We start from the raw sequence: 20,536 nt of genomic DNA on the forward strand, positions 1-20,536 counted from the left end.
TGGCGATGCTAGAGGAACTTGTCCACAATGCCATGGCAGGGGACAAAAAGGCCGTGGCAAGGCTAATCACGATGGTGGAGAACGACGAGGAGAAGGCACGGGAGATAGTCCGGCTCGTGCACCCACACACCGGAAAAGCCTACGTCGTCGGCATAACTGGTCCACCAGGAGCCGGGAAGTCAACGCTTCTTGATAAGCTCATAAAGCTCGCCCGCGACGAAGGGCACAGGGTGGGCGTTATAGCCGTCGACCCGACGTCCCCGTTCACTGGTGGTGCCCTTCTTGGCGACAGGCTCAGGATGCAGAGGCACTCCACTGATCCGGGTGTTTTCATAAGGAGCATGGCAACCAGGGGCTCCCTTGGTGGTCTGGCGAAGGCCACTAACGACGCGATAAAGGTGCTCGACGCCTCTGGCTACGACATCATATTCGTTGAGACCGTGGGTGTCGGCCAGACGGAAGTTGACATCGTCAGGACGGCCGATACGGTGGTTCTCGTGCTCGTCCCAGGTTACGGCGATGAGGTTCAGGCACTGAAAGCCGGTCTCATGGAGATAGCGGATATCTTCGCCATAAACAAGGCTGACCGGGAAGGTACTGAGATGCTCCACCTGGAAATTCAGATGGCGGTTGAGTTCGAGCGCGACCGCTGGAGGCAGCTTGGATGGGAGCCTCCGATAGTTGAAACCACTGCGTTTACCCTCAAGGGGGTTAGACCACTCTGGGAGGCAATTGGGAAGCATAGAGACTTCATGCTCTCCAGCGGAAGGCTAAAAGAAAGGAGAAGGCTCCGGGCCGTTGAGGAAGTCAAGGCGATAGTGGTTGACTCCGTTGTTTCCCGTGTTGAGGAGAGACTTCACTCTCCTGAGGCGGAGGAACTCATCGGGGGGGTTCTGTCCGGGAAGATAGACCCTTACTCTGCCGCGGACATCGTCATGGAGAGAGTTTTTGACGGGAGGTGATGGTATGTTCAAAAAGATAGACCACGTTGGTATAGCCGTTAAGAACCTTGAAGAGGCGATTAAGGTCTGGGAAGGCCTCGGCCTCAAGGTCGATGAGATTGAAGAAGTACCGGACCAGAAGGTCAGGACTGCGATAATCCACGTTGGTGAGAGCAGGATAGAGCTCCTCGAACCAACTGCGGAGGACTCGCCGATAGCGAAGTTCATAGCCAAGCGCGGCGAGGGAATACACCACATGGCCCTCGGCGTCAATGACATTGAGGCGACCCTCAAGCACCTTAAGGAGGAGGGATACCGCCTCATAGACGAGAAGCCCCGCATCGGCGCGGGCGGTGCAAAGATAGCCTTCGTCCACCCAAAGGCGGTCACCGGCGTTCTTCTGGAACTCTGCCAGAGGGATTGAATTTTGTTCGAAGTTTGCAGATATTTTTGTATATTTTTGTGATCAGCTGGTTAATCTTGGCACATACTTGAACCCTGGAGAGCCATGTTGGAATGTTTTGAATCTGAACTTGTATCGTTTGTTATGCGTTTCTTCCAGTTTCTTTCTGTTAATATCCCTATCTTAATTGCGAGGTATTTTGTTGACACAGGTAAAATGTACATTTTTGAAGTATTTATCTGGAGTTTATATGACCTACTGTTTCAATTAACCGATAAGGTTTTAAACTCTTATTCGTCATACCACAATGACCGGGTGAGGACAGCGATGATATTCTCTATCAACATCAAGGGACGTTCCAGAGGTTCAGAGTTCTCAGCCTCACCCCTGGTCCCCCACGAGTCACTGGGAAAGCTTGTCTCAAATAAGCTGAGCTCAAATAACGTCCTTTTAATAACCCGCACCCATCCCAAACTCGTCTTCAAGATTTTTAGGGATTCAAAGGGACATCTGAACGTTGTGTGGCTGAGTGACGTGGAGGATGAGAACAGCGTTAATCCAAGGGCCCTTTACCGTCTTGAGGCCCTGGTTGAAAATGAGCTTTCAAAAAGACGGTCCGTTCTTGTCTTCGATGGAATTGAGTACCTCATCATCGAGAACGGCCTGACCGGGACTCTTAAGTTCCTTGGAAAGGTTAGGGACATGGCAGCTCTCCATGATTCTGAGATGTACATCTCAGTCAGCGATGCCCTTGGTCCCAAGGAGCAGGCCCTCATACGCCGCGTTCTTGGACTCCCATAGGTTGGTTTCTTCCTGTTGCCTGTTTAGGACACTTGAACGTTGGTGTAAGGGGCGCTGAAGCATCAAAAGTTTGAATGGCTTCTGAGAATTAGCTTTTGTGATAAGTAGATTCCTGCAGAAACTGGCAGATAGGGAGGTTGCTTTTCTTTTTAACACCCTTTGGGCGTTATACTCTGAGTAAACCCCTAAAAAGCTGGAATTTTAGTCGTGAATCCTGATAAAAATGAAGCGAGTATGATTAGACATTCGCTTTTCAAAGTAATTGATTAAGACAGTTAGAACAATTCCGCCAGTGCTGGAACTTTGCTAGCAAAGTTTCATTAAAGCTTGTGGTTCCTGTTAGGAGGTGACATTTCCAGGGGGATTTTCTTGGAGAAATTTGCTGTTAGATCGGGAATTTAGGTAAATTAGTAAGTAAACCCACTTGAAAAATGGGCTTGTTAGAATCTCATACTTCTCTTCCGCCAGCGCTTTCTTCAGAAAGGGCTGTTGTGGTGGGCCCGCGGGGATTCGAACCCCGGACCTTCACCGTGTCAGGGTGACGTCATAACCAGTCTAGACCACGGGCCCGCCCAGGATGGTGGACCGGCCGGGATTTGAACCCGGGGCCTCCGCCTTGCCAAGGCGGCGCTCATACCAGGCTGAGCTACCGGCCCACATCCGCCGTAATCACCTATCGAGGTGGGTTTATAAATTTTGCGGTGTCTTCATTCGAGGAGCTCCTGCTCGACGAGCCCCACGATGTCCCTGTGAATGTCCTCGACCGTGTTCTGCGCGTTTACTATGCGCATCTCAGGGAACATTTCCGCAAGTTTCAGGTAGTTTTCCCTGACCTTCCTTTGGAGCTCGGCTATCTTGTCGAACTCGCTCTTTATGCTCCTGCCGTTTATCCTCTTCATGCTCTCCTTTACCGGGAGGTCGAGGAGTATCACGAGATCAGGCCGTATAGCGAACCTGTTGAGATCAACGAGCCACTCCAGATCGAGTCCCCTGGCCCACTGGTATGCGAGGGAAGAGTAGAAATAACGGTCCGATATTACGACTTTCCCGTCTCTTAATGAGGGGCCTATGAGCTTCTTCACGTGCTCCGCCCTATCCGCAGCGAACAGAAGTGCCTCCGCCTCGTGGCTTATCCTGGCCCCGTCGATTATACCCTCCTTTCCACCCGTGAGAACCAGCCTTCGGATGAGCTTGCCAAAGGCTGTGTCAGTGGGCTCTTTTGTGAGAACAACTTCATATCCTCTACTTTCAAACCAATCTGCCAGCATTTTAGCCTGCGTTGATTTACCAGCGCCATCGATGCCTTCCATGACTATGAACATACCCACCGCCGTCACCTCCAGAAAACGGAGGAAGTAAATGGGTGGCCTTTTAACGGTTTCCACCTTGATTGAAATGCACTCAAACGTTCTTTTTGATGTAATCCAGAAGCGTCCACATGCTCGAGAACTCTTCCTCCTCTCCTTCTCTATGGAATTCAACAACCCCATCGGGCCTGAAGCGCAGTCCAAAATTATAGCCGTCCTTTTTCAGCTTGTGGAGGAACACCTCTTTCGGCTTCGGCGGCAGGTAGCTTGTCATCATATCGTTTATTATCTCGACTTTTAGGCCCAGCGCATCTGAAAGGCGCGGGAAGAACAGTATCGCAGGAGTGTTCATGGCATCAACCAGAACCTTCTTTCCGAGGTTGAGGCGGTACTTCTTCAGGAGGTCGTTCGTGAAGTCGTCGAGGGCGTTTGGGTAGTAGACAGTTGCCCCGATGTCGCTTGGATGGGCCTCGATGAAGCTACGCGTTTCTAGGATGGTTTGAATCTCCTCCACGTCGAGCCCGCTCACTTCCACGCGGACTCCTTTATGGTAGTAGACGTAGGCTATGGGAAGACCCTTTTTGTGGGCGAAGTCCTTTAAGGCCACGAGGGGCATTAGACGGACGTCCATCGTAGTGGACCCAGTGCTGACGATTCCAACCACCATAGCTCTCTTCCCATAGCGCGAGAGTGCCCTTCCATCTCTCCCGGCTATCGTTGTCCCGTGTGCGACGGTTCCAATGGCCCTCCCGAGAAGGGCGAGCTCCTCTGGATTAAACTTCTCAGAGTAGTACAGCTCCATACTTTCACACCCCCTATGTATCACCGTGAGTGTTTAAAGTCCTGCCTATTTTTGAGGTTATCGGTGGTGCCCGATGTCCGTATTTATTCTCCAGGGCACTTAAACTTACCGGCAAACTATTTTAATACACCGGGGTACCCCCATAGGAGGCGATATTATGAACGCGCTCGAACGACTTGAGAAGCTCCTTGAACCGGAGCAGTTCGAGAAGGTTAAGGCGATAGACAACCCCGAGCTCCACGAATTCTTGGCGGAATGGATTGAGTGGCTCGAACCAGATAAGGTTTTCGTCTGCACGGACAGCCCAGAGGACGAGGGTTACGTCCGCTGGAAGGCCCTCTACTACGGCGAGGAAAAGATGCTGGAGATGCCCAACCACACCGTTCACTACGACAACTACTACGACCAGGCAAGGGACAAGGCCAACACTGCCATCCTCACCCCAGGCGGAAAGCCCCTCCCATACCTGAACACCAAAGACAGGGAAGAGGGCTTGAAAGAGATACGAGAGCTGATGAAGGGCATAATGAGGGGTAAGGAGCTCTTCGTGTGCTTCTTCGTCCTCGGACCTAAGAACTCAATATTCACGATTCCAGCCGTTCAGCTCACCGATTCTGCTTACGTTGCTCATTCCGATTTCATCCTCTACAGGAAGGGCTACGAGGAGTTCAAGCGTTTGGGCAGGAGTGCGCGCTTTTTCCGCTTCGTCCACAGCGAGGGCGAGCTCGATGAGAGGAAGACGAGCAAGAACCTGGACAAGAGGAGGATTTACATCGACCTCGAAGATGAAACCGTTTATTCCGTCAACACCCAGTACGGCGGCAACACGATTGGTTTGAAGAAGCCCGCGTTCCGCCTCACCATTGCCAGGGCAGTCAAGGAGGGCTGGCTCAGCGAGCACATGTTCCTGATGCGCGTAAACGGCCCGCACGGCAGAAAAACCTACTTTACCGGTGCTTACCCGAGCATGTGTGGGAAGACCTCAACAGCTATGATAAGCTGGGAGAATATAGTGGGAGACGACCTGAGCTTTATCCTGCCCGTGAACGGAGTTGCCAGGGGGGCGAACGTCGAGAAGGGAGTTTTCGGCATCATCCAGGGGGTGAACCCGGAGGATGACCCGATAATCTGGGGGATTCTCCACTCGCCCGTCGAGATAATCTTCTCCAACGTCCTCGTCAAGGACGGGAAGCCCTACTGGAACGACATGGGAGTTCCGGTTCCGGATGATGGCGAGAACCACAGCGGAAAGTGGTGGCGCGGAAAGAAGGACAAAGAGGGCAACGAGATACCGCCGAGCCACAAGAACGCGCGCTTCACGGTTTCCCTTGAGCACTTCCCCAACGCCGACCTCGAGGCCCTTGAGAACCCGTGTGGTGTGGAAGTCGGTGGCATGATATTTGGCGGCAGAGATGCCGACACCTGGCCGCCGGTGAGGGAGGCCTTTGACTGGAAGCATGGCGTCATAACAATGGGTGCCGCCTTGGAGAGCGAGACCACCGCGGCAACTCTTGGCAAGGAAGGGGTCAGGGCCTTCAACCCGATGGCCATCCTAGACTTCATGAGCGTCCACCTGGGAGACTACATCAGGAACTACCTTGAGTTCGAGAAGCACGTTAAAAAGACGCCCAAGGTTTTTGCAGTGAACTACTTCCTCCGCGAGGACGGGATGTGGCTCAACCACAAGCTGGACAAAGGTGTCTGGCTTAAGTGGATGGAGCTGAGGGTTCACGGCGACGTCGACGCGATAGAAACGCCCATCGGCTACATCCCGAGGTACGAGGACCTCGTGGGGCTCTTCGAAGAGGTTCTCAACAAGGAATACACGAGGGAGGACTACGAGAGGCAGTTCAAGATAAGGGTTCCGGAGCTCCTCGCCAAGATTGACCGCATCGAGGAAATCTACAGGAAGCTCGACAACGTTCCTGAGGAGCTATTCAAAGTCCTTGAGGAGGAGAGGAAGAGACTCCTTGAGGCCAGGGGGAAGTACGGTGATTACATAAGCCCATTCGCCCTTGAGGGCGAGTGAGTCTTTTTTTCTCCCTTTTCGTCATCTGTCGAGCGGCAAGACTTTTTAAGCCTTGGGAATATTCAGTATCACCATAAATGATACATGGTGATGGCCATGGTAAACATTTCAAACGCCGTTGAGGATGAAATAAGGAAGAAGCTCCCGTACCCTTTGGGAGACCTCGTTGATTTGGCCTACAACTACTGGTGGAGCTGGAACAGGAGGGCCACAAAGCTCTGGGAGTACATCGATCCAGAGCACTGGAGGGAGTATAAGAACCCAGTTAAATTGCTCCTTGATACCCCACAGGACCGCTTTAGGGAACTCCTCCGCGACGACGACTTCATGAACCTCTACGAACTGGTCATGGACCAGTTCCATGCCTACATGAACCAGCGCTCGACCTGGTTCTCGACCAACTACCCCAAGTGGGACAAGCCGATTGTATATCTGTGCATGGAGTACGGCATAAGCAAGAGCCTTCCGATCTACTCCGGCGGCCTTGGAATCCTCGCCGGCGACCACGTGAAGACCGCGAGCGACCTTGGTCTTCCGTTCATCGCTATAGGCCTCCTCTACAAGCACGGCTATTTCAGGCAGGAGATAGACCAGGACGGTAGGCAGGTTGAGATATTCCCTGAGTACAAGCCGGAGGAGATGCCAATAAAGCCCGTTCTTGACAAGGAGGGGAAGCCGCTCCGCATCGAGGTCCCAATTGGGGAGGGTATTGTCTACGCGAGGGCTTTCGAGGTGAACGTTGGCAGGGTCAAGCTCTACCTTCTCGATACCGATGTTCCAGAGAACAGCTCCGATGACAGGACAATATGCGACTACCTCTACAACGCAGAGATGGATAAGAGGATAAAGCAGGAAATCCTCCTCGGAATCGGTGGAATGATGCTCCTCAAGGCCCTTGAGATCGAGCCGGGGGTTATCCACCTCAACGAGGGGCATCCCGCCTTTGCAAACCTCCAGAGGATAACCTGGTATATGGGAGAGGGTCTTACCTTCACGGAAGCCCTCAGCATCGTGAGGGGGACAACGGTCTTCACTACTCACACGCCCGTTCCGGCGGGCCATGACAGGTTTCCGATTAGGGAGGTTAGAAAGAGGCTTGAAAAGTTCCTCAACGGAAGGGACGAGCTTCTGGAACTTGGAAGGGAAGGCGACCAGCTCAACATGACGCTCCTCGCTATAAGGACTTCCAGCTATGTCAACGGAGTCAGTAAGCTCCACGCGGAAGTGAGCAAGAAAATGTGGAAGGACCTCTGGCCGGGGGTTCCGCTCAATGAAATTCCAATAGAGGGAATCACGAACGGCGTCCACATCATGACGTGGGTTCACAACGAGATAAGGAAGCTCTTTGATCGGTACATTGGCAAGGTGTGGCGCGAACACGCCAACATCGAGGGCATCTGGTACGCCGTCGAGAGAATTCCGGACGACGAGCTCTGGGAAGCCCACCTTGAGGCCAAGAGGCAGTTCATAGAGCTGCTCAGGAAAAAGGCGATAGAGAGGAACAGGAGGCTCGGAATAGACGACCCGATACCAGCCATAGATGAGGACGCCCTTGTAATAGGCTTCGCCAGAAGGTTCGCGACCTACAAGCGCGCAACGCTCCTCCTGAGCGACCTTAAAAGGCTCAAGAAGATTCTCAGCAACCCCGAGAGGCCGGTTTATATCGTCTTCGGTGGCAAGGCCCACCCCATGGACAAGGCAGGGAAGGAGTTCCTCAAGCACGTTTACGAGATAAGCAAGATGCCCGAGTTCAGGGGCAAGATATTCGTCATGGAGAACTACGATATGGGAAGTGCTAGGCTTATGGTAGCCGGCGTTGACGTCTGGCTCAACAACCCGCGCAGACCTATGGAGGCGAGTGGAACGAGCGGAATGAAGGCAGGCCTCAACGGCGTCCTGAACGTCAGCATCTATGACGGCTGGTGGGTTGAGGGCTACAACGGCAAGAACGGCTGGGTGATCGGTGAGGAAACCACCGAACCGGAGACGGAGGTGGACGACCCTAAGGACGCTGAGAGCCTCTACAGCTTGCTTGAGGAGGAGGTAGTCCCCACCTACTACGACAACCATTCTCGCTGGGTATACATGATGAAGGAGAGCATAAAGAGCATAGCCCCGCGCTTCAGCACCCACAGGATGGTCAAGGAGTACATGGACCGCTTTTATTCCAAGGCTATGAGCAACCATATCTGGCTCACGAGGGAGAATTACAGCGGGGTCAAGGATATCGCCGCGTGGAAGGACAGGATCACCACTTCATGGGACGAGGTCGAGATACGTGATGCCAAGGTAGAAGGAAACCGGCTGGAGATAAGGGCCTACCTTGACGGCATTAGACCGGACGACGTTGAAGTCGAGCTTTACTACGGTGTCAGGGCGGAAGGGTATGATATAGAGAAGCCTCACATCCTTGAATTGAGACATTCCGAGAAAGTCGGGGAGAACGAGTGGCTCTACGTCTACGAGGGCAACGCCCTGAGACACCTTGGAGACCCATGCTGGCACTACGCGGTGAGGATTCATCCACACCACGAGAAGCTTCCGCATAGGTTCCTTCTGGGTCTGGTAAAGTGGAAGGGTTTGGACTGAATTTAACCTTCCGTTTCTCATATTGTTTTTTGTTTTTCTGAATGGTTTCTATCGCGTCAATATTGTCTCATTAAGAACAGCAATAGTTTTAAACATTACGAGCATGAACTTCTGAAGAAAATCAGGGGGTGTTCAAATGGATCAAATTGGAAAGTGGACGCTGTATCTAATAGCCCTCGTAGCTGGGTTCACAACTGGAATCGGAACTATAGGGCTGTTTCCCCAGATGTGGCTTGAGTATGGAATGACAGGCCTTGTCCTACACCTGATCTTCTTGGCCATACTGACATACGTGGCCATTATTGAGGCCGAGAAGGTAATGAAATCCGGCTATCACTTCGCAGAGCTCTACAGGAAGGTGACGAAGCGGCCGGCCATGATACTGACTATCTTGGTCGTTATCCTGATGTTCCTGTCGTACTACACCGCCAACACAATGCTGGTGTTCCTGGGGCCCGTTGTCGGGACGGGAATCGCTGGAAGATTAATCGCAGCTTTTACAATGCTGGCGATAGTCTACGTAATCCTCACGCGTGCCAAGGATAAGACGTTCTTGATAATGGCTGGTGGAGCACTGTTTTTCATTCTAGCGATAACTGTCACCGCAGTTGCATTCAAGCTTACGATACCAAGCACCGCCGAGTTCTTGGCGTTGGCGAAGCACATGGCCACGTCCAGTCATGGAATAACCCCTGAAATGATCAAAGACACTGCATCAAGGGCCATATATGGAATTGGTCTTGGATTTGCCTTTTACCTAATGCTGGGAAGCTTTATGAACGAGCGCTTCAACAGCAAGCTCATCATCGGTACTGGAGTGGTGATTCAGGTTATCATCGGCTTCCTCTCGGCTGTCATTGTTATCTACGGACTGGCCCCAACATCACCTGGGAGGCTGGTTAAGTACGTTTACGGGGGAAACGAAGCGGCCATTAACGTCATGAAAAACCTGCCGAATATTCTTTCGGCTCATCCCCTGCTTCTAGGTCTCTTTGCCCTCTCCGTCTTCATGGCTGGTCTCACAAGTATCCTCCCGATTGCAGAGGTTGGCCTCCAAATCATGGAATCCTCCTTCAGGGTTGGCAGGAACAGAGCCGCTCTTTACCTGACGGGAATCGTGGCAGTTCTCGCCATAGTTGATGCGCCACCCAGCGCCGCGGAGATGGTCCTCAACGCAGTCAGCGCCGCACTGTTTTTCACTGCCATATTTGAGCTCTATTCAGTGCTGACGATTAAGAAGGGTGCCTCCGGCCCTGAGACCGCGTTTGCTTGGATCATGATAGCCATATTTGCGGGAGGAGGCCTTTACGCCATAGTGGACCTCTTCAGAAAAGGCGGGATATACATTGGTTCAGCGATACTGGCGGTGCTTGTTGTGCTCTTTGGTTTCTTTGGCGACACCATCATCCCGAGGGGAGAATGAGCTTTTTTGGGTTTGTTTTTTCTTATTTTGCCCCCTTCTTGATCCTCGAAATAAAAAATAAGAAACGGTCACCTATGGGCAAAAATCGCCACTATCCTCTCCGGTTCTACGGCATCTATTCTGACGAAGCCAACGCGCTCGAACTGAACAACGTCATCGACCTTAACGGCTGCGTCGCTCTCCAGGAGACCCCTCCTTACGAGAAGCTCCTCACCCTCTGGAATAAGAACCTCACAGGACTTCCCTTCTGTTATCCAGTGAACCATCCTCCAGCGGTTTTCCCGGGCCACCTCATACTCAACACTGTGAAATCTGGCCTTTATGCCCTGCTCGCTCACTTCGAGGATTTCCACGTTGAAGAGATCCTTGAGGCGGACGAAGTTACCAGGCTTGAAGAGCCCCATGTCGTCTTTCGAAACATAGACCGGCTTTTCTGGCTCGAACTTGAGCTTCCTCATTCCTCTTTCAGGGTGGTCGGGATGAAGAGGTATCTCCGCCGTGAACTCCTCCTCATAGCCCTCAATGTACACCGGAACAGGGTCCGCGACGAAGAAGTAGCGGTTGGCTATTGGCTCTATCAGCCTCCTGTTTATTGCGGCTAAGTTGTCCCAGCTTACGGTTGTGTCGCTTGTCTTTATCCCCACCTTGATTATGAGCTCCTTTATTGCCTCAGGTCGTATCCCTCTCCTCCTGAGTGCCCGGATTGTTCCAAGCCGCGGGTCGTCCCATCCGAGGTATCTGCCCTCCTCTATCCCCTTCCTCGTCTTGGACTTGCTCAGGACGACTCCTTCAATGGACAGCCTTCCGTGGTGAACCGCCACTGGATATTCCCAGCCGAGGTAATTGTAGAGGTAGCGCTGCCTCGTCTCGTTCTCCGCGTGCTCCTGCCCGCGGAAGATGTGGGTAACGCCAAGTTCATGGTCGTCAATTGCTGACGCGAAGTTGTAGAGAGGCCAGACACGGTACTTGTCCCCTGTCCGTGGGTGGTTGGGGTTGTCGATTATCCTGAGTGCGGGCCAGTCGCGGACGGCTGGGTTCGGGTGGTTGAGGTCGGTCTTTATCCTGACAACGGCCTCGCCTTCCCTGTACTCCCCGTTCAGCATCTTCCTCCAGCGTTCGAGCTGAATCTCCGGTGGTTCCTCGCGGTGGGGGCAGGCTATTCCCTTATCCCGGAGTTCGCGGAACTTCTCGGGCGGACAGGTGCACACGTATGCCTTGCCCATCTTTATGAGCTTCTCAGCGTATGAATAGTAGAGTTCAAGCCTGTCACTCGCAATGTGAACCTCGTCCGGCTTCATGTTGAGCCATTCGAGGTCTTCGAGAATCCACTTGTAGAATATAGGATCTGGTCTCTTGACCTTGGGGTCTGTGTCGTCAAACCTTAGTATGAACTTGCCCCCGTAGAGCCTCGCGTACTCGTGGCTCAGGATAGCGGCCCTTGCGTTTCCGAGGTGGAAGACGCCGTCGGGGTTTGGAGCAAAGCGCGTAACGACCTTTCCTTTCTCCGCCTTGGGGAGGGGTGGGAGGCCTTTTTTCTCCTCCTTCTTTTCCTCCTTCTCCTCAAAGAACTCTGGATAAATCTCCCGGAGCTTTGCCTCCTGCTCCCCTGGAGAAAGGGAGTTGACCTTCTCAATCACCTCGTTAACAAGGGGTATTATTTCCCTGGCCCTCGGTCTGAGCTTGGGGTTCTCGCCCAAGACCTTTCCTATGACAGCCTTCGAGTTGGCCTTCCCGCCGTGCTGGTAAGCGTTTATGAGAGCGTACTTAAGCACAGTTTCCTCCAGGTTCATCTTCCTCACCGGGGAGAGAACGGGACGGGCGGTTATAAAGTTATTCGAGACTCAAAAGGAGGACAAAAGGGAAGGTGAAAAGAGCGCCCTTTACTCGGCGAAGGTGATTATCTTGAGGTCTATCGGCCTCCTTACCACGTTGGCCTTTCTGGCACCGACCAGGTACTTTACCCCCTTCTCACTGACTATGTCGATAAGCCGCTGGGTTATGATGCCGTTGAAGACCACCGCGTGGACACCGTCCTTTGAGGTTATCGTACTCAGCAGGTCCCTGACAGGTATCTCAGCTATGACATTCATGTTCTCGTCGAGAAGAACCGCTGTCTGCTCCTTTTTCACCCTCTCGATGAAGTTCTCAAACTTCCCGACCTCGCTTTTTCCTCCCTGGATGGGCCTTATGATCTTTGACTCCTCCGCGGGCTTTTGGACCGGGGGTCTCTGGGGAGGTTCGTGCTTCTGTGGCGGGTGTGTAGGTGCCTCTCTTTTAACTGGTTCTGGCTGCGGTATTGGTGCCGGCGCCGATGTGGGTGGCTTCACTTCCCTGTGCGTCGTCGGCTTCTCCTTTTCTTCCGCCTTCTCTTTCAGTATGTCGTAGAAGTTCTTGCCCTTGTAAAACATCTCGGTGATGACCTGCTCCGCTGGTATCTTGCTCCTCAGAGCCTTAACGAGCTCCTTCTTGGTGAGCTCCTCGACTTCCTTTCCTTCGGGGGCCCTGGCCACGTAGTCCACATCGGCAACTTGGAGCAGCTCCTTGAGTATCAGCTCGCCACCGCGGTCGCCGTCAGTGAAGGCGGTTACGATCCTCTCCTTGCTGAGCTTTATGATGGTCTCTGGAATTGATGTCCCTTCAACAGCTATGGCGTTCTTTATCCCATGTTTAAGCAGGTTGAGGACGTCTGCCCTGCCCTCGACAACTATGATTGAGTCAGAGAACGGAACGTGCGGTCCGGCTGGAAGCTTCTCGGGGCCGTACTCTATGAGCTCTTTCGCCCTCACGGCTTTCTTGACCTCCTCCGTGAGCTCCTGGGTCTCCGGAATCTCCTGCTCCATCAGGCCCTCGAGTATCTGCTTTGCCCTCTCTATGATGTACTTCCTCTTGGTGGCGCGGACGTCCTCTATGCGGAGAACTTTGATGCCCGCTTCGGCGGGTCCTACCCTGTCGATCGTCTCAAGCGCCGCCGCGAGAATAGCCGTCTCAACTCTGTCAAGGCTCGATGGGACAGTTATAGTCCCGTAGGTCTTTCCGGCCTTCGTGTGAACTTCAACCCTTATCCTTCCAATCCTTCCGGTCTTCTGGAGCTCCCTCAGGTCGAGATCGTCCCCGAGGAGTCCTTCCGTCTGACCAAAAATAGCGCCGACAACATCCGGTCTTTCAACAACACCGTTTGCCTCAAATTCAGCGTAGATTATGTATTTTGTGGTTCCGAACTCATCTTTAGCTGACATGTTACCACCCCTTACTTTTTCTGCTTTCCTCTTCTCCGAGAGGATCTGGTGAAGTACACTCTTCTTTCTCTTCATTGAAACCCCTCCAATCGGGGGCCAGAAACGGAGAGATAAAGACCATAGAGATCTTCAATGCCTTTTATGTCCTTTTTGGCAAGTTTTTTGAGCTCCTTCCTTGTCCTTGAGTCCACCCTGCAGGGATAACCCGAGAGGTAGGAGAGGAGCTTCTTTGCCAGCTCTTCCCCCTTTCTGTCGAAGTCCGTAAGTATCATGACTTCACGATATTGTGATGCAGTGAGCGCGATTTCGGAAAGCGGCAAGCGTGAGAGCTTTATTATCTCCGCTCTGACCCCCAGATTCCTCAGAGCCACCTCGTCTCGCGGGCCCTCAACTATGATGGCCCCTTCAAACTCTCGCAGTGTGTCTATAAGCTCCAGGAACCTTTTATAGTTTTCGGGATACATGACTTCCCCGCGTGGAAATACTCAATTGCGTTATAAGGTTTTGGGTTGTGGCTTCAGCCGATATCAATGAGAGGTGATTTAGCAGACGTTCCTCACCGGAACAGTGTGGCTCATTGGCTCCTCGTAGAACCCCTCCATCAGCTTTTGAAGCTTCCTGGAGAGCTCTATCTGGTTGCCCCATGAACCTTCTATCTTCCCCTTCGCGGCCATCCTTCCGAGGAACTTCTTCATCTCGTCACTCAGGGGGGAGGGTTTGCAGCGCGACCACGGCGTTCCGGGCAGGGGCATGAAGTAGTGGGCGCGAACCTTCCCGCCTTTTCTCATTATCCACTTCATAAGCTCGATGCTCTTTCTCTGGCTTTCCTCTGTCTCATGAGGCAGGCCAACTATGAAGTCCACAACCGGCTCGAAACCGTACTCAAGCATGTACTCAACGGCCCGCTGAACGTGCTCGACCCTGTGAAGCCTGTGCATTGCTTTAAGCATGGCGTCGTCGCCACTCTGGGCGCCTATGGCCAGTCTCCTGTTGTCAGCGTAGTCTATGAGCAGTTCCAGCGTCTCGGGTAGGACGAACTCTGGTCTTACCTCACTTGGAAAGGTGCCGTAGAAGAGCCTCCTACCTTCTTTCCTCAGGGGCTGGAGGGCTTTAAGCAGGGCCTCGAGCTTGTCGAGCTTCAATATTGCGCCGGGACTGCCGTAGGCGAAGGCGTTGGGGGTGATGTAGCGCATGTCCTTCATTCTTCTTGAATACCTCACTATCTGGTCTATCGGCCTGTGCCTCATGCGGAGGCCCTTAATGTAGGGAGTCTGGCAGTAGTAGCAGCCGAAGGGACAGCCGCGGGTTATTTCTATCGGCGAAATCAGCCTCACGCTTTCTGGATACGGGGGAAAGCGCCAGAAGTCCTCGACCTTCGCGAAGCCAGTAAATGTGAACTCCCCGTTGAGGTAGAACGCGAGACCCCTGATGTTGGCCAGCTCCTTTGTGATTTTATAACCCCCCCTCTTGAGAGCTGTGAGGAGCTGGTAGAGGACCTCTTCCCCCTCGCCGATAACTGCTATATCAAAGCCGAGCTGGTTGAGGGTGTGTTTGGGCATTGCTATCGCGTGGTAGCCTCCGGCTACGAGAAGTGAGCCTCGTTCATTGAGAAGTTTAACCTCCTCCGGAAGAGAGCCCCAGATTTCTTCTGTGAAGAAGGAGTAGAGGACGACTTTTGGCTTTGCTTGGAGTATCTCTCTGAAGTCCCTCGTGATGAGAAGCTCTCCGAGGTCAAATCCCTGACCCTCCAGGGCCCCAAGGAGATGAACGAAGGCGTTGTAGTTGCGTTTGGTCATTCTGATGGCTATATCCGGCATGGGAGCTTGAGGATGGGAGGGGCTTAAAACGGTAACGGTACAGAAATAGGAATACAAAAGCAGAAAAAGGTCAAAAAGGCCTTCAGGCCCTTATGGCGAGCTTGATGTCCTCGGCCTTGACGGTCTTCCTGCCAGCGTGCCTGGCGAACTCGTTGGACTTCCGGGCAAGCTCGATGGCGTACTCCTCAAGGTGCTCGGCGAGAACCTTGGCGGCGTCCTCGCTGACCCTCTCGGCGCCAGCCTTCCTAATCAATCTGTCTATCGGGGCAATCGGCAACTCGGCCATTTGCTACACCTCCACAAAGGGTTTTTCATTAGTCTTTTAGCAATTGGAGGTATATAAACCTTTCGGTAAAACGGGGGGATAGTGGGTCTGAACGGGCTATTTTGAGAGGTAGGCCCGTCCTATCACGAAAAAAAAGTTTTGAGAAAAAAGAATCCGCTGCCATATACCCAATACCCGCCCCATATTCAAATTGGAGGATTTGTGTAATAGTGGCCCGGTAGAAATTGAATAATCGTTTCCCATTAGGGCTTATTTGGAATTAGGGGAGCTTACAAGAATAGGGCCAAAAAGAGGATAATGGGAATCAGATGTTCCCTATCCTCTGCAGAACCATGCCCTCTATTCGTATTGGTTCGGTTCTCCTAGCAAACACTATCGCTTGGTCGAGCCTTGCCTCGCTCTCCGTGTGTATCGTGAACAGTGGGTCGCCCTCCTTTACTTTCTCACCGACCTTGACGTAGAGTTCTAGTCCAGCGCCCTTGTCTTCAGGTGCCCCCGCGGCCTTGGCGATTCCGGTTATTGCCCTGTTGTCGATTGCCGTCACGTAGCCGCTGGTGGTCGCGGTGAATGTGTAGGTCTTGTCGCCCACTGGTATGTCATCGGGCTTGATGTTGGGATCTCCGCCCTGTGTCTCTATGATTTCTTTCATCTTTTCCCATGCCTTGCCGCTCTCCAGGATTTCCTTGGCCATTTTCTTTCCATTACCTTCCTGGGCGACTCCACCCATTTCAAGGAGTATACCCGCGAGTCCCGTGGCCTTCTCTATGAGGCTTCCCGGCCCCTTTCCTGTCATTAGTGCGGTGAGGGCCTCTTTAGCCTCGAGGGAGGGACCGACTGTGTGGCCTATCGGCTGGCCGCCGTAAGTAACCGCCACCTCGACGTACTGTCCAAGCCTCTTTCCGAGCTCTATGAAGTCTCTTGAGAGGGAGCGAGCCTGATCAACGGTTTCCACCTTCACTCCTCTTCCCGTTGGTATGTCAATGAGGACGTACTGGCTGCCCATTGCGTACTTCTTTGACATGATGCTGGCGAGCATGAGTCCAGTAGGGTCAACACTGAGGGCGCGCTCGGCCTTAATCGTTATGTCGTCAGCAGGTGCGAGGTTGAGGGCACCTCCCCAGACCAGACAGGCCCCAACCTTCTCAACTATACGCTTTATTTCATCCAATGAGAAGCTTACGTCTGCGAAGACCTCGACAACGTCCGCTGTTCCTGCGGCGCTGGTGATTGCCCTTGAGCTTGTCTTCGGGATCGTAAGGCCTGCCGCTGCTACTATCGGGACGACGAGGATGTTGGTCTTGTTTCCTGGAACGCCACCTATGCTGTGGACGTCCATTATCGGCTTCCTGTCGATATCGAGCATGTCTCCAGTCTCTGCCATCGCTATGGTCAGGGCAGCTATCTCGTCCATGTCGAGGCCGTTTACCTCCAGGGCCGTCACGAAAGAGCTTATCTCAATGTCCCTGAGTTTCCTGTCAACGATGTCCCTGACTATAGCTTCTATCTCAACCTTCCTGAGCTTCTCACCGTGCATCTTCTTCTTGATGTAGCGGACGCTCTCAGGGATTCCTGCCGGGAAGACTCCCACTATCTCTCCTTCGGCCAGGTTGTGAAGCTGTAGCACATCCCTGCTAACCCCCACATCACCAGGACCAACGAGGTCACTTATAACGAGGCTCCCGAAGACTGTCTTCTTCCCCGACTCTATTTTCACCAGATCGTCAGGGTGGAGTTTGGCTTTCTTGGCCTCTTCTGCGTTTATGAATACAGAGTACCTGCCGCTGTACACATCCAGTATCCTAACCTTTGCCTTCATTTTATTCCCTCCATCAACTCTGTGGTATCACTTCTCTTGGATGGGATCCCTTTTAACTCCTTCGATTTTAGAAAAGAAGTGGATTAAGTTACCGCAGCTTTGGGGGTTCCGCTACTGTAAACTCTCGTCTTCTGAAGTAACTCCAGTGCATTGACAACATCGATGGCGACTTCCCTCATGACAGGTGGCAGAAGTGCCTCCTCCCCACGTACCCATTTCGTTATCTCCTCCAGCGGGGCGCTGTAGAGGCGTTTTTTGAATAGATAAACCGTCTTTCCATCCACCACCAGAAGTCTATCGGGGTATCCGAGACGCACCCTCATGCGTCTCACCCCCGGATTAATAACAAAGGGTGACTTTAAAAGTTTAACGCATGCCTTCAACCTCTGTGAAAGACCGCAAGAAGGACTAAATCAGAAAAGGAATCAAAAGGAGAGAAGGCCATCAGAGGTTCTTTACCTCTTCGTCAATACTCTCTTCGAGCTCCTTCTCCCACTCCTCGACGTCGAAGTCCACCAGCTCGTCCTCAAGCTCCTCTTTAAGGTTGGTAACACGCCTCTTGAGGGCGCTCTTAGTCTCTTCATCGTAGACCACGGAGTATGGGTTCCTCTTGGACGAGAGGTAGAGCATGAACAGGAGAAGGTTGACGAACACTAGTATAATAACGAGAGCGTAGAGCAACGCTGCGTTCATTGCCATCACCTCTTGCCGCCGAATATTGCCTTGAAGACCCTCTTTATCGGGCTCTCAGGCTGTGGTGCTTCCCACCTAACGCCTGCAAGCTTGGCCGCGAGCTGCTTTATCGCTATTGCAGCTGGACTAGTCGGGTTCTTAACGACTAGCGGAACACCGTAGGCACTCGCACGTTTGACCTCCGGGTCTTCCGGTATCATGGCCAGGACTGGAACCTCCAGGATTGCCTCTATCTCCTCCGGACTGAGCTCGGTTTTCTCGTTGGTTACCCTGTTGAGGATCGCTCCGAGAGGCAACGTTCCGAGCTTCTCGGCTATGAGCTTGGTCTTGAGGGAATCGGTTATTGCAGAAATCTCAGGATTGGTGACGATTATGAGCTCCTTACCGATGAGCAGAGCGGTGACGGACGTCATCTCCAGACCAGCAGGGGCATCGATGAGTATGAAATCTGCCATCTGGCTTATTTCGCGTATGACTTCCCTCAGTCTCTCGGGTTTGGCCTTCTTGACCTTCTCAAGGCTTAGGCCACCAGGAATAACCTTGACACCGGCGGGCCCCTCATATATAGCATCTTTGAGGTCCGCTTCTCTGGCGAGAACGTCGTGGAGCGTTATTGGTATGTCCTCCATTCCGAGAACGAGGCTCAGGTTGGCCATAGTTATGTCCGCGTCTATTAGGATGACCTCCTTGCCAAACTGGGCCAGCGCCACACCCAGGTTCGCCACGGTGGTTGTTTTTCCGGTTCCACCTTTTCCAGATGCAAAAACGATTGAACGGCCCTCCAAGAGTTACACCCCCATACTCAGATTTGACTCCGACTAAATTATCCGTGTCGCGAGCCCTCGCATTTCTACATAGGCCTCTTTTGACCTTTGAGCTTTTATCTTTTGTGGTTTTTATGGTTTTCCAAGTTTTACTTTCTTCAGGATGAATGGAAAAGGTGACCCTGACGACGGACAAAGGTTTTAAAGTCAAAGAAAAAGCTAGGGTGGGTGAGAGAAGTGCGAGCAGACCAAAAATTTGCACTGGTAGTCTACCTCTGGGGTGCCATCACTGGAACCATCAGCGGCGCACTCTCCGTGGAATCACGGGCCGCGTGGATAATAGGTGCCCTCCTGTACGTGGTTACCGACGTCTTCGTCAAACTCATACTTAGAGGTGACCTCCCTGAGGAGATCAAGGGGCTCCAAGGCAACCAGCTCAGGAGTGCAATCCTGAAGAAGGCCTTCTGGGGCTGGTTCCTGTTCTGGCTCTACTTCACGATGCTTGTCTATACGGTGGGAATCCACTTCACGCCGGTTCCGTACAATGACAAGAGCCTGCTTTCCCACATGATGAATGGGACTAACGTAAGCACTTGAGGGGTGATTGTCATGGGCGTTGAAGAGATTAAGAAGGCGGCCGCGCGCGAGGCCCTTTCCTTCGTTGAAGACGATATGGTAGTGGGTCTCGGGACGGGTTCAACGACGGCCCATTTCATACGGCTCCTCGGCAAGAAGGTCATGGAGGAGGAGCTTGAAATATACGGGATTCCAACTTCCCATCAATCTAGACTCCTTGCAATCGAATCGGGGATACCAATAGTATCTTTGGAGGAAGTAGACGCCATAGACCTGGCCGTCGACGGTGCGGATGAGGTTGATCCAGGACTCAACCTGATAAAGGGCCGCGGTGCTGCGCTCACAATGGAGAAGATAATCGAGTACCGGGCCGGGACTTTTCTGGTTCTCGTCGATGAGAGCAAGCTCGTGGAGAGACTCGGCCAGAAGATGCCCGTCCCAATAGAGGTAATTCCTGCAGCGTGGAGGGCAATAGCGGAGGAGCTTGAGGTCTTCAACGCAGAGGCTGAGCTGAGGATGGCGGTCAAGAAGGACGGGCCCGTGATTACGGACAACGGGAACTTCATCCTCGACGCACGCTTCGCGATGATAGAAGACCCACTTGACATGGAGATGGAGCTCAACAGCATTCCTGGAGTGGTTGAGAACGGAATATTCGCCGATATAGCCGACGTTGTGCTGGTGGGTACCCCAGAGGGGGTAAGGCGGCTGGAACGTTAAGTTTATAAGTTCGCCCTGCCTTCATCGAGTGGCGACGCGGGGGTTGCCGAGCCTGGTCAAAGGCGCGGGATTCAGGGTCCCGTCCCGTAGGGGTTCGCGGGTTCAAATCCCGTCCCCCGCACCACAACAGCCCTTTCTGACGAAAGCGCTGGCGGAAAGATTGCGTGCTTTCTAAAAAAGGAAATTCTCGAGGGGGTTTACCAACAAAATTGTCGTTTCATAGGGTTTGCTCTCCTCAAGGCGTCCTTCGGACGCCAGAACAAAAAACAAACTTCTTGAAAGACTACTTTTAGAGTTAAAAACCCTTCTTTAAGGGGTCACAAAAAGAGTGCA

19 protein-coding genes and 3 tRNA genes are annotated in these 20,536 nt (G+C 52.8%); 9 read left to right on the forward strand and 13 right to left on the reverse strand.

Translation table 11 applies throughout. The features are described from left to right. The first annotated feature begins 5 nt into the window (after window positions 1–5). The 3 genes from meaB to E3E29_RS07115 all read left to right on the forward strand — a co-directional run bounded on the left by meaB (window position 6) and on the right by E3E29_RS07115 (window position 2,145). Entirely contained in the window at window positions 6–962 is a 957-nt protein-coding gene (meaB, locus tag E3E29_RS07105; protein ID WP_167910328.1) for a methylmalonyl Co-A mutase-associated GTPase MeaB, read from the forward strand. A gap of 4 nt (window positions 963–966) precedes the next feature. Next, window positions 967–1,365 (forward strand): methylmalonyl-CoA epimerase, encoded by a 399-nt coding sequence (mce, locus tag E3E29_RS07110; RefSeq protein ID WP_167910247.1) that lies wholly within the window; start codon window positions 967–969, stop codon window positions 1,363–1,365. A gap of 294 nt (window positions 1,366–1,659) precedes the next feature. Further along, window positions 1,660–2,145, forward strand: coding sequence for a DUF835 domain-containing protein (locus E3E29_RS07115; protein WP_167910248.1), 486 nt, complete (start codon window positions 1,660–1,662; stop codon window positions 2,143–2,145). 492 nt (window positions 2,146–2,637) lie between these two features. Here E3E29_RS07115 and E3E29_RS07120 read toward each other — a convergent pair. From E3E29_RS07120 to E3E29_RS07135, 4 genes are all read right to left on the reverse strand, one after another. Further along, window positions 2,638–2,715 (reverse strand) — tRNA-Val (locus E3E29_RS07120). An 8-nt stretch (window positions 2,716–2,723) separates the two neighbouring features. After that, window positions 2,724–2,801, reverse strand: a tRNA-Ala gene (locus tag E3E29_RS07125). 51 nt (window positions 2,802–2,852) lie between these two features. After that, on the reverse strand, window positions 2,853–3,467 hold the full coding sequence (gene tmk, locus E3E29_RS07130) for a dTMP kinase (protein ID WP_167910329.1): 615 nt from the start codon (window positions 3,465–3,467) through the stop codon (window positions 2,853–2,855). Between the two features lie 79 nt (window positions 3,468–3,546). Then, a complete protein-coding gene (locus E3E29_RS07135) occupies window positions 3,547–4,254 on the reverse strand; it encodes a phospho-sugar mutase (protein WP_167910249.1) in 708 nt (235 codons plus the stop codon). 157 nt (window positions 4,255–4,411) lie between these two features. Here E3E29_RS07135 and E3E29_RS07140 point away from each other — a divergent pair, with 157 nt between their 5' ends. From E3E29_RS07140 to E3E29_RS07150, 3 genes are all read left to right on the forward strand, one after another. After that, the gene (locus tag E3E29_RS07140; protein ID WP_167910250.1) at window positions 4,412–6,283 is read left to right on the forward strand and encodes a phosphoenolpyruvate carboxykinase (GTP); all 1,872 of its coding nucleotides are present in this window, start codon (window positions 4,412–4,414) and stop codon (window positions 6,281–6,283) included. Between the two features lie 96 nt (window positions 6,284–6,379). After that, window positions 6,380–8,872 carry a maltodextrin phosphorylase gene (gene malP / locus E3E29_RS07145; protein ID WP_167910330.1) on the forward strand — a complete coding sequence of 831 codons (2,493 nt, stop codon included), beginning with the start codon at window positions 6,380–6,382 and terminating at the stop codon, window positions 8,870–8,872. A gap of 136 nt (window positions 8,873–9,008) precedes the next feature. Beyond that, window positions 9,009–10,295: a sodium-dependent transporter gene (locus E3E29_RS07150; RefSeq protein WP_167910251.1), complete on the forward strand. Its 1,287-nt coding sequence runs from the start codon at window positions 9,009–9,011 to the stop codon at window positions 10,293–10,295. Window positions 10,296–10,363: 68 nt separating this feature from the next. On the opposite strand, the gene E3E29_RS07155 is transcribed toward E3E29_RS07150, so the two are convergent. From E3E29_RS07155 to minD, 9 genes are all read right to left on the reverse strand, one after another. Then, on the reverse strand, window positions 10,364–12,085 hold the full coding sequence (locus E3E29_RS07155) for a glutamate--tRNA ligase (protein ID WP_167910331.1): 1,722 nt from the start codon (window positions 12,083–12,085) through the stop codon (window positions 10,364–10,366). Window positions 12,086–12,175: 90 nt separating this feature from the next. Next, on the reverse strand, window positions 12,176–13,606 hold the full coding sequence (dnaG, locus tag E3E29_RS07160; protein WP_167910252.1) for a DNA primase DnaG: 1,431 nt from the start codon (window positions 13,604–13,606) through the stop codon (window positions 12,176–12,178). Next, window positions 13,603–13,995, reverse strand: a complete 393-nt coding sequence (locus E3E29_RS07165; protein WP_167910253.1) for a toprim domain-containing protein — start codon at window positions 13,993–13,995, stop codon at window positions 13,603–13,605. The genes dnaG and E3E29_RS07165 overlap by 4 nt, the downstream gene beginning before the upstream one ends. A 78-nt stretch (window positions 13,996–14,073) precedes the next feature. Then, window positions 14,074–15,348: a TIGR04013 family B12-binding domain/radical SAM domain-containing protein gene (locus E3E29_RS07170; RefSeq protein ID WP_167910254.1), complete on the reverse strand. Its 1,275-nt coding sequence runs from the start codon at window positions 15,346–15,348 to the stop codon at window positions 14,074–14,076. 82 nt (window positions 15,349–15,430) lie between these two features. Further along, entirely contained in the window at window positions 15,431–15,634 is a 204-nt protein-coding gene (gene hpkA, locus E3E29_RS07175) for an archaeal histone HpkA (RefSeq protein ID WP_167910255.1), read from the reverse strand. Between the two features lie 304 nt (window positions 15,635–15,938). Then, the gene (locus E3E29_RS07180; protein ID WP_167910256.1) at window positions 15,939–17,450 is read right to left on the reverse strand and encodes an AMP phosphorylase; all 1,512 of its coding nucleotides are present in this window, start codon (window positions 17,448–17,450) and stop codon (window positions 15,939–15,941) included. 83 nt (window positions 17,451–17,533) lie between these two features. Beyond that, window positions 17,534–17,773 (reverse strand): hypothetical protein, encoded by a 240-nt coding sequence (locus E3E29_RS07185; protein WP_167910257.1) that lies wholly within the window; start codon window positions 17,771–17,773, stop codon window positions 17,534–17,536. A 121-nt stretch (window positions 17,774–17,894) separates the two neighbouring features. Further along, entirely contained in the window at window positions 17,895–18,143 is a 249-nt protein-coding gene (locus tag E3E29_RS07190) for a hypothetical protein (RefSeq protein WP_167910332.1), read from the reverse strand. A 5-nt stretch (window positions 18,144–18,148) separates the two neighbouring features. Then, the gene (gene minD, locus E3E29_RS07195) at window positions 18,149–18,928 is read right to left on the reverse strand and encodes a cell division ATPase MinD (protein ID WP_167910258.1); all 780 of its coding nucleotides are present in this window, start codon (window positions 18,926–18,928) and stop codon (window positions 18,149–18,151) included. A 207-nt stretch (window positions 18,929–19,135) separates the two neighbouring features. Here minD and E3E29_RS07200 point away from each other — a divergent pair, with 207 nt between their 5' ends. From E3E29_RS07200 to E3E29_RS07210, 3 genes are all read left to right on the forward strand, one after another. Further along, a complete protein-coding gene (locus tag E3E29_RS07200; protein ID WP_167910259.1) occupies window positions 19,136–19,504 on the forward strand; it encodes a hypothetical protein in 369 nt (122 codons plus the stop codon). 12 nt (window positions 19,505–19,516) lie between these two features. Beyond that, window positions 19,517–20,203 carry a ribose-5-phosphate isomerase RpiA gene (gene rpiA, locus E3E29_RS07205; RefSeq protein WP_167910260.1) on the forward strand — a complete coding sequence of 229 codons (687 nt, stop codon included), beginning with the start codon at window positions 19,517–19,519 and terminating at the stop codon, window positions 20,201–20,203. Between the two features lie 36 nt (window positions 20,204–20,239). Continuing rightward, window positions 20,240–20,327, forward strand: a tRNA-Leu gene (locus E3E29_RS07210). Window positions 20,328–20,536: the final 209 nt, after the last annotated feature.

It is taken from the genome of Thermococcus sp. Bubb.Bath (assembly GCF_012027595.1).
Taxonomy (GTDB): domain Archaea; phylum Methanobacteriota_B; class Thermococci; order Thermococcales; family Thermococcaceae; genus Thermococcus.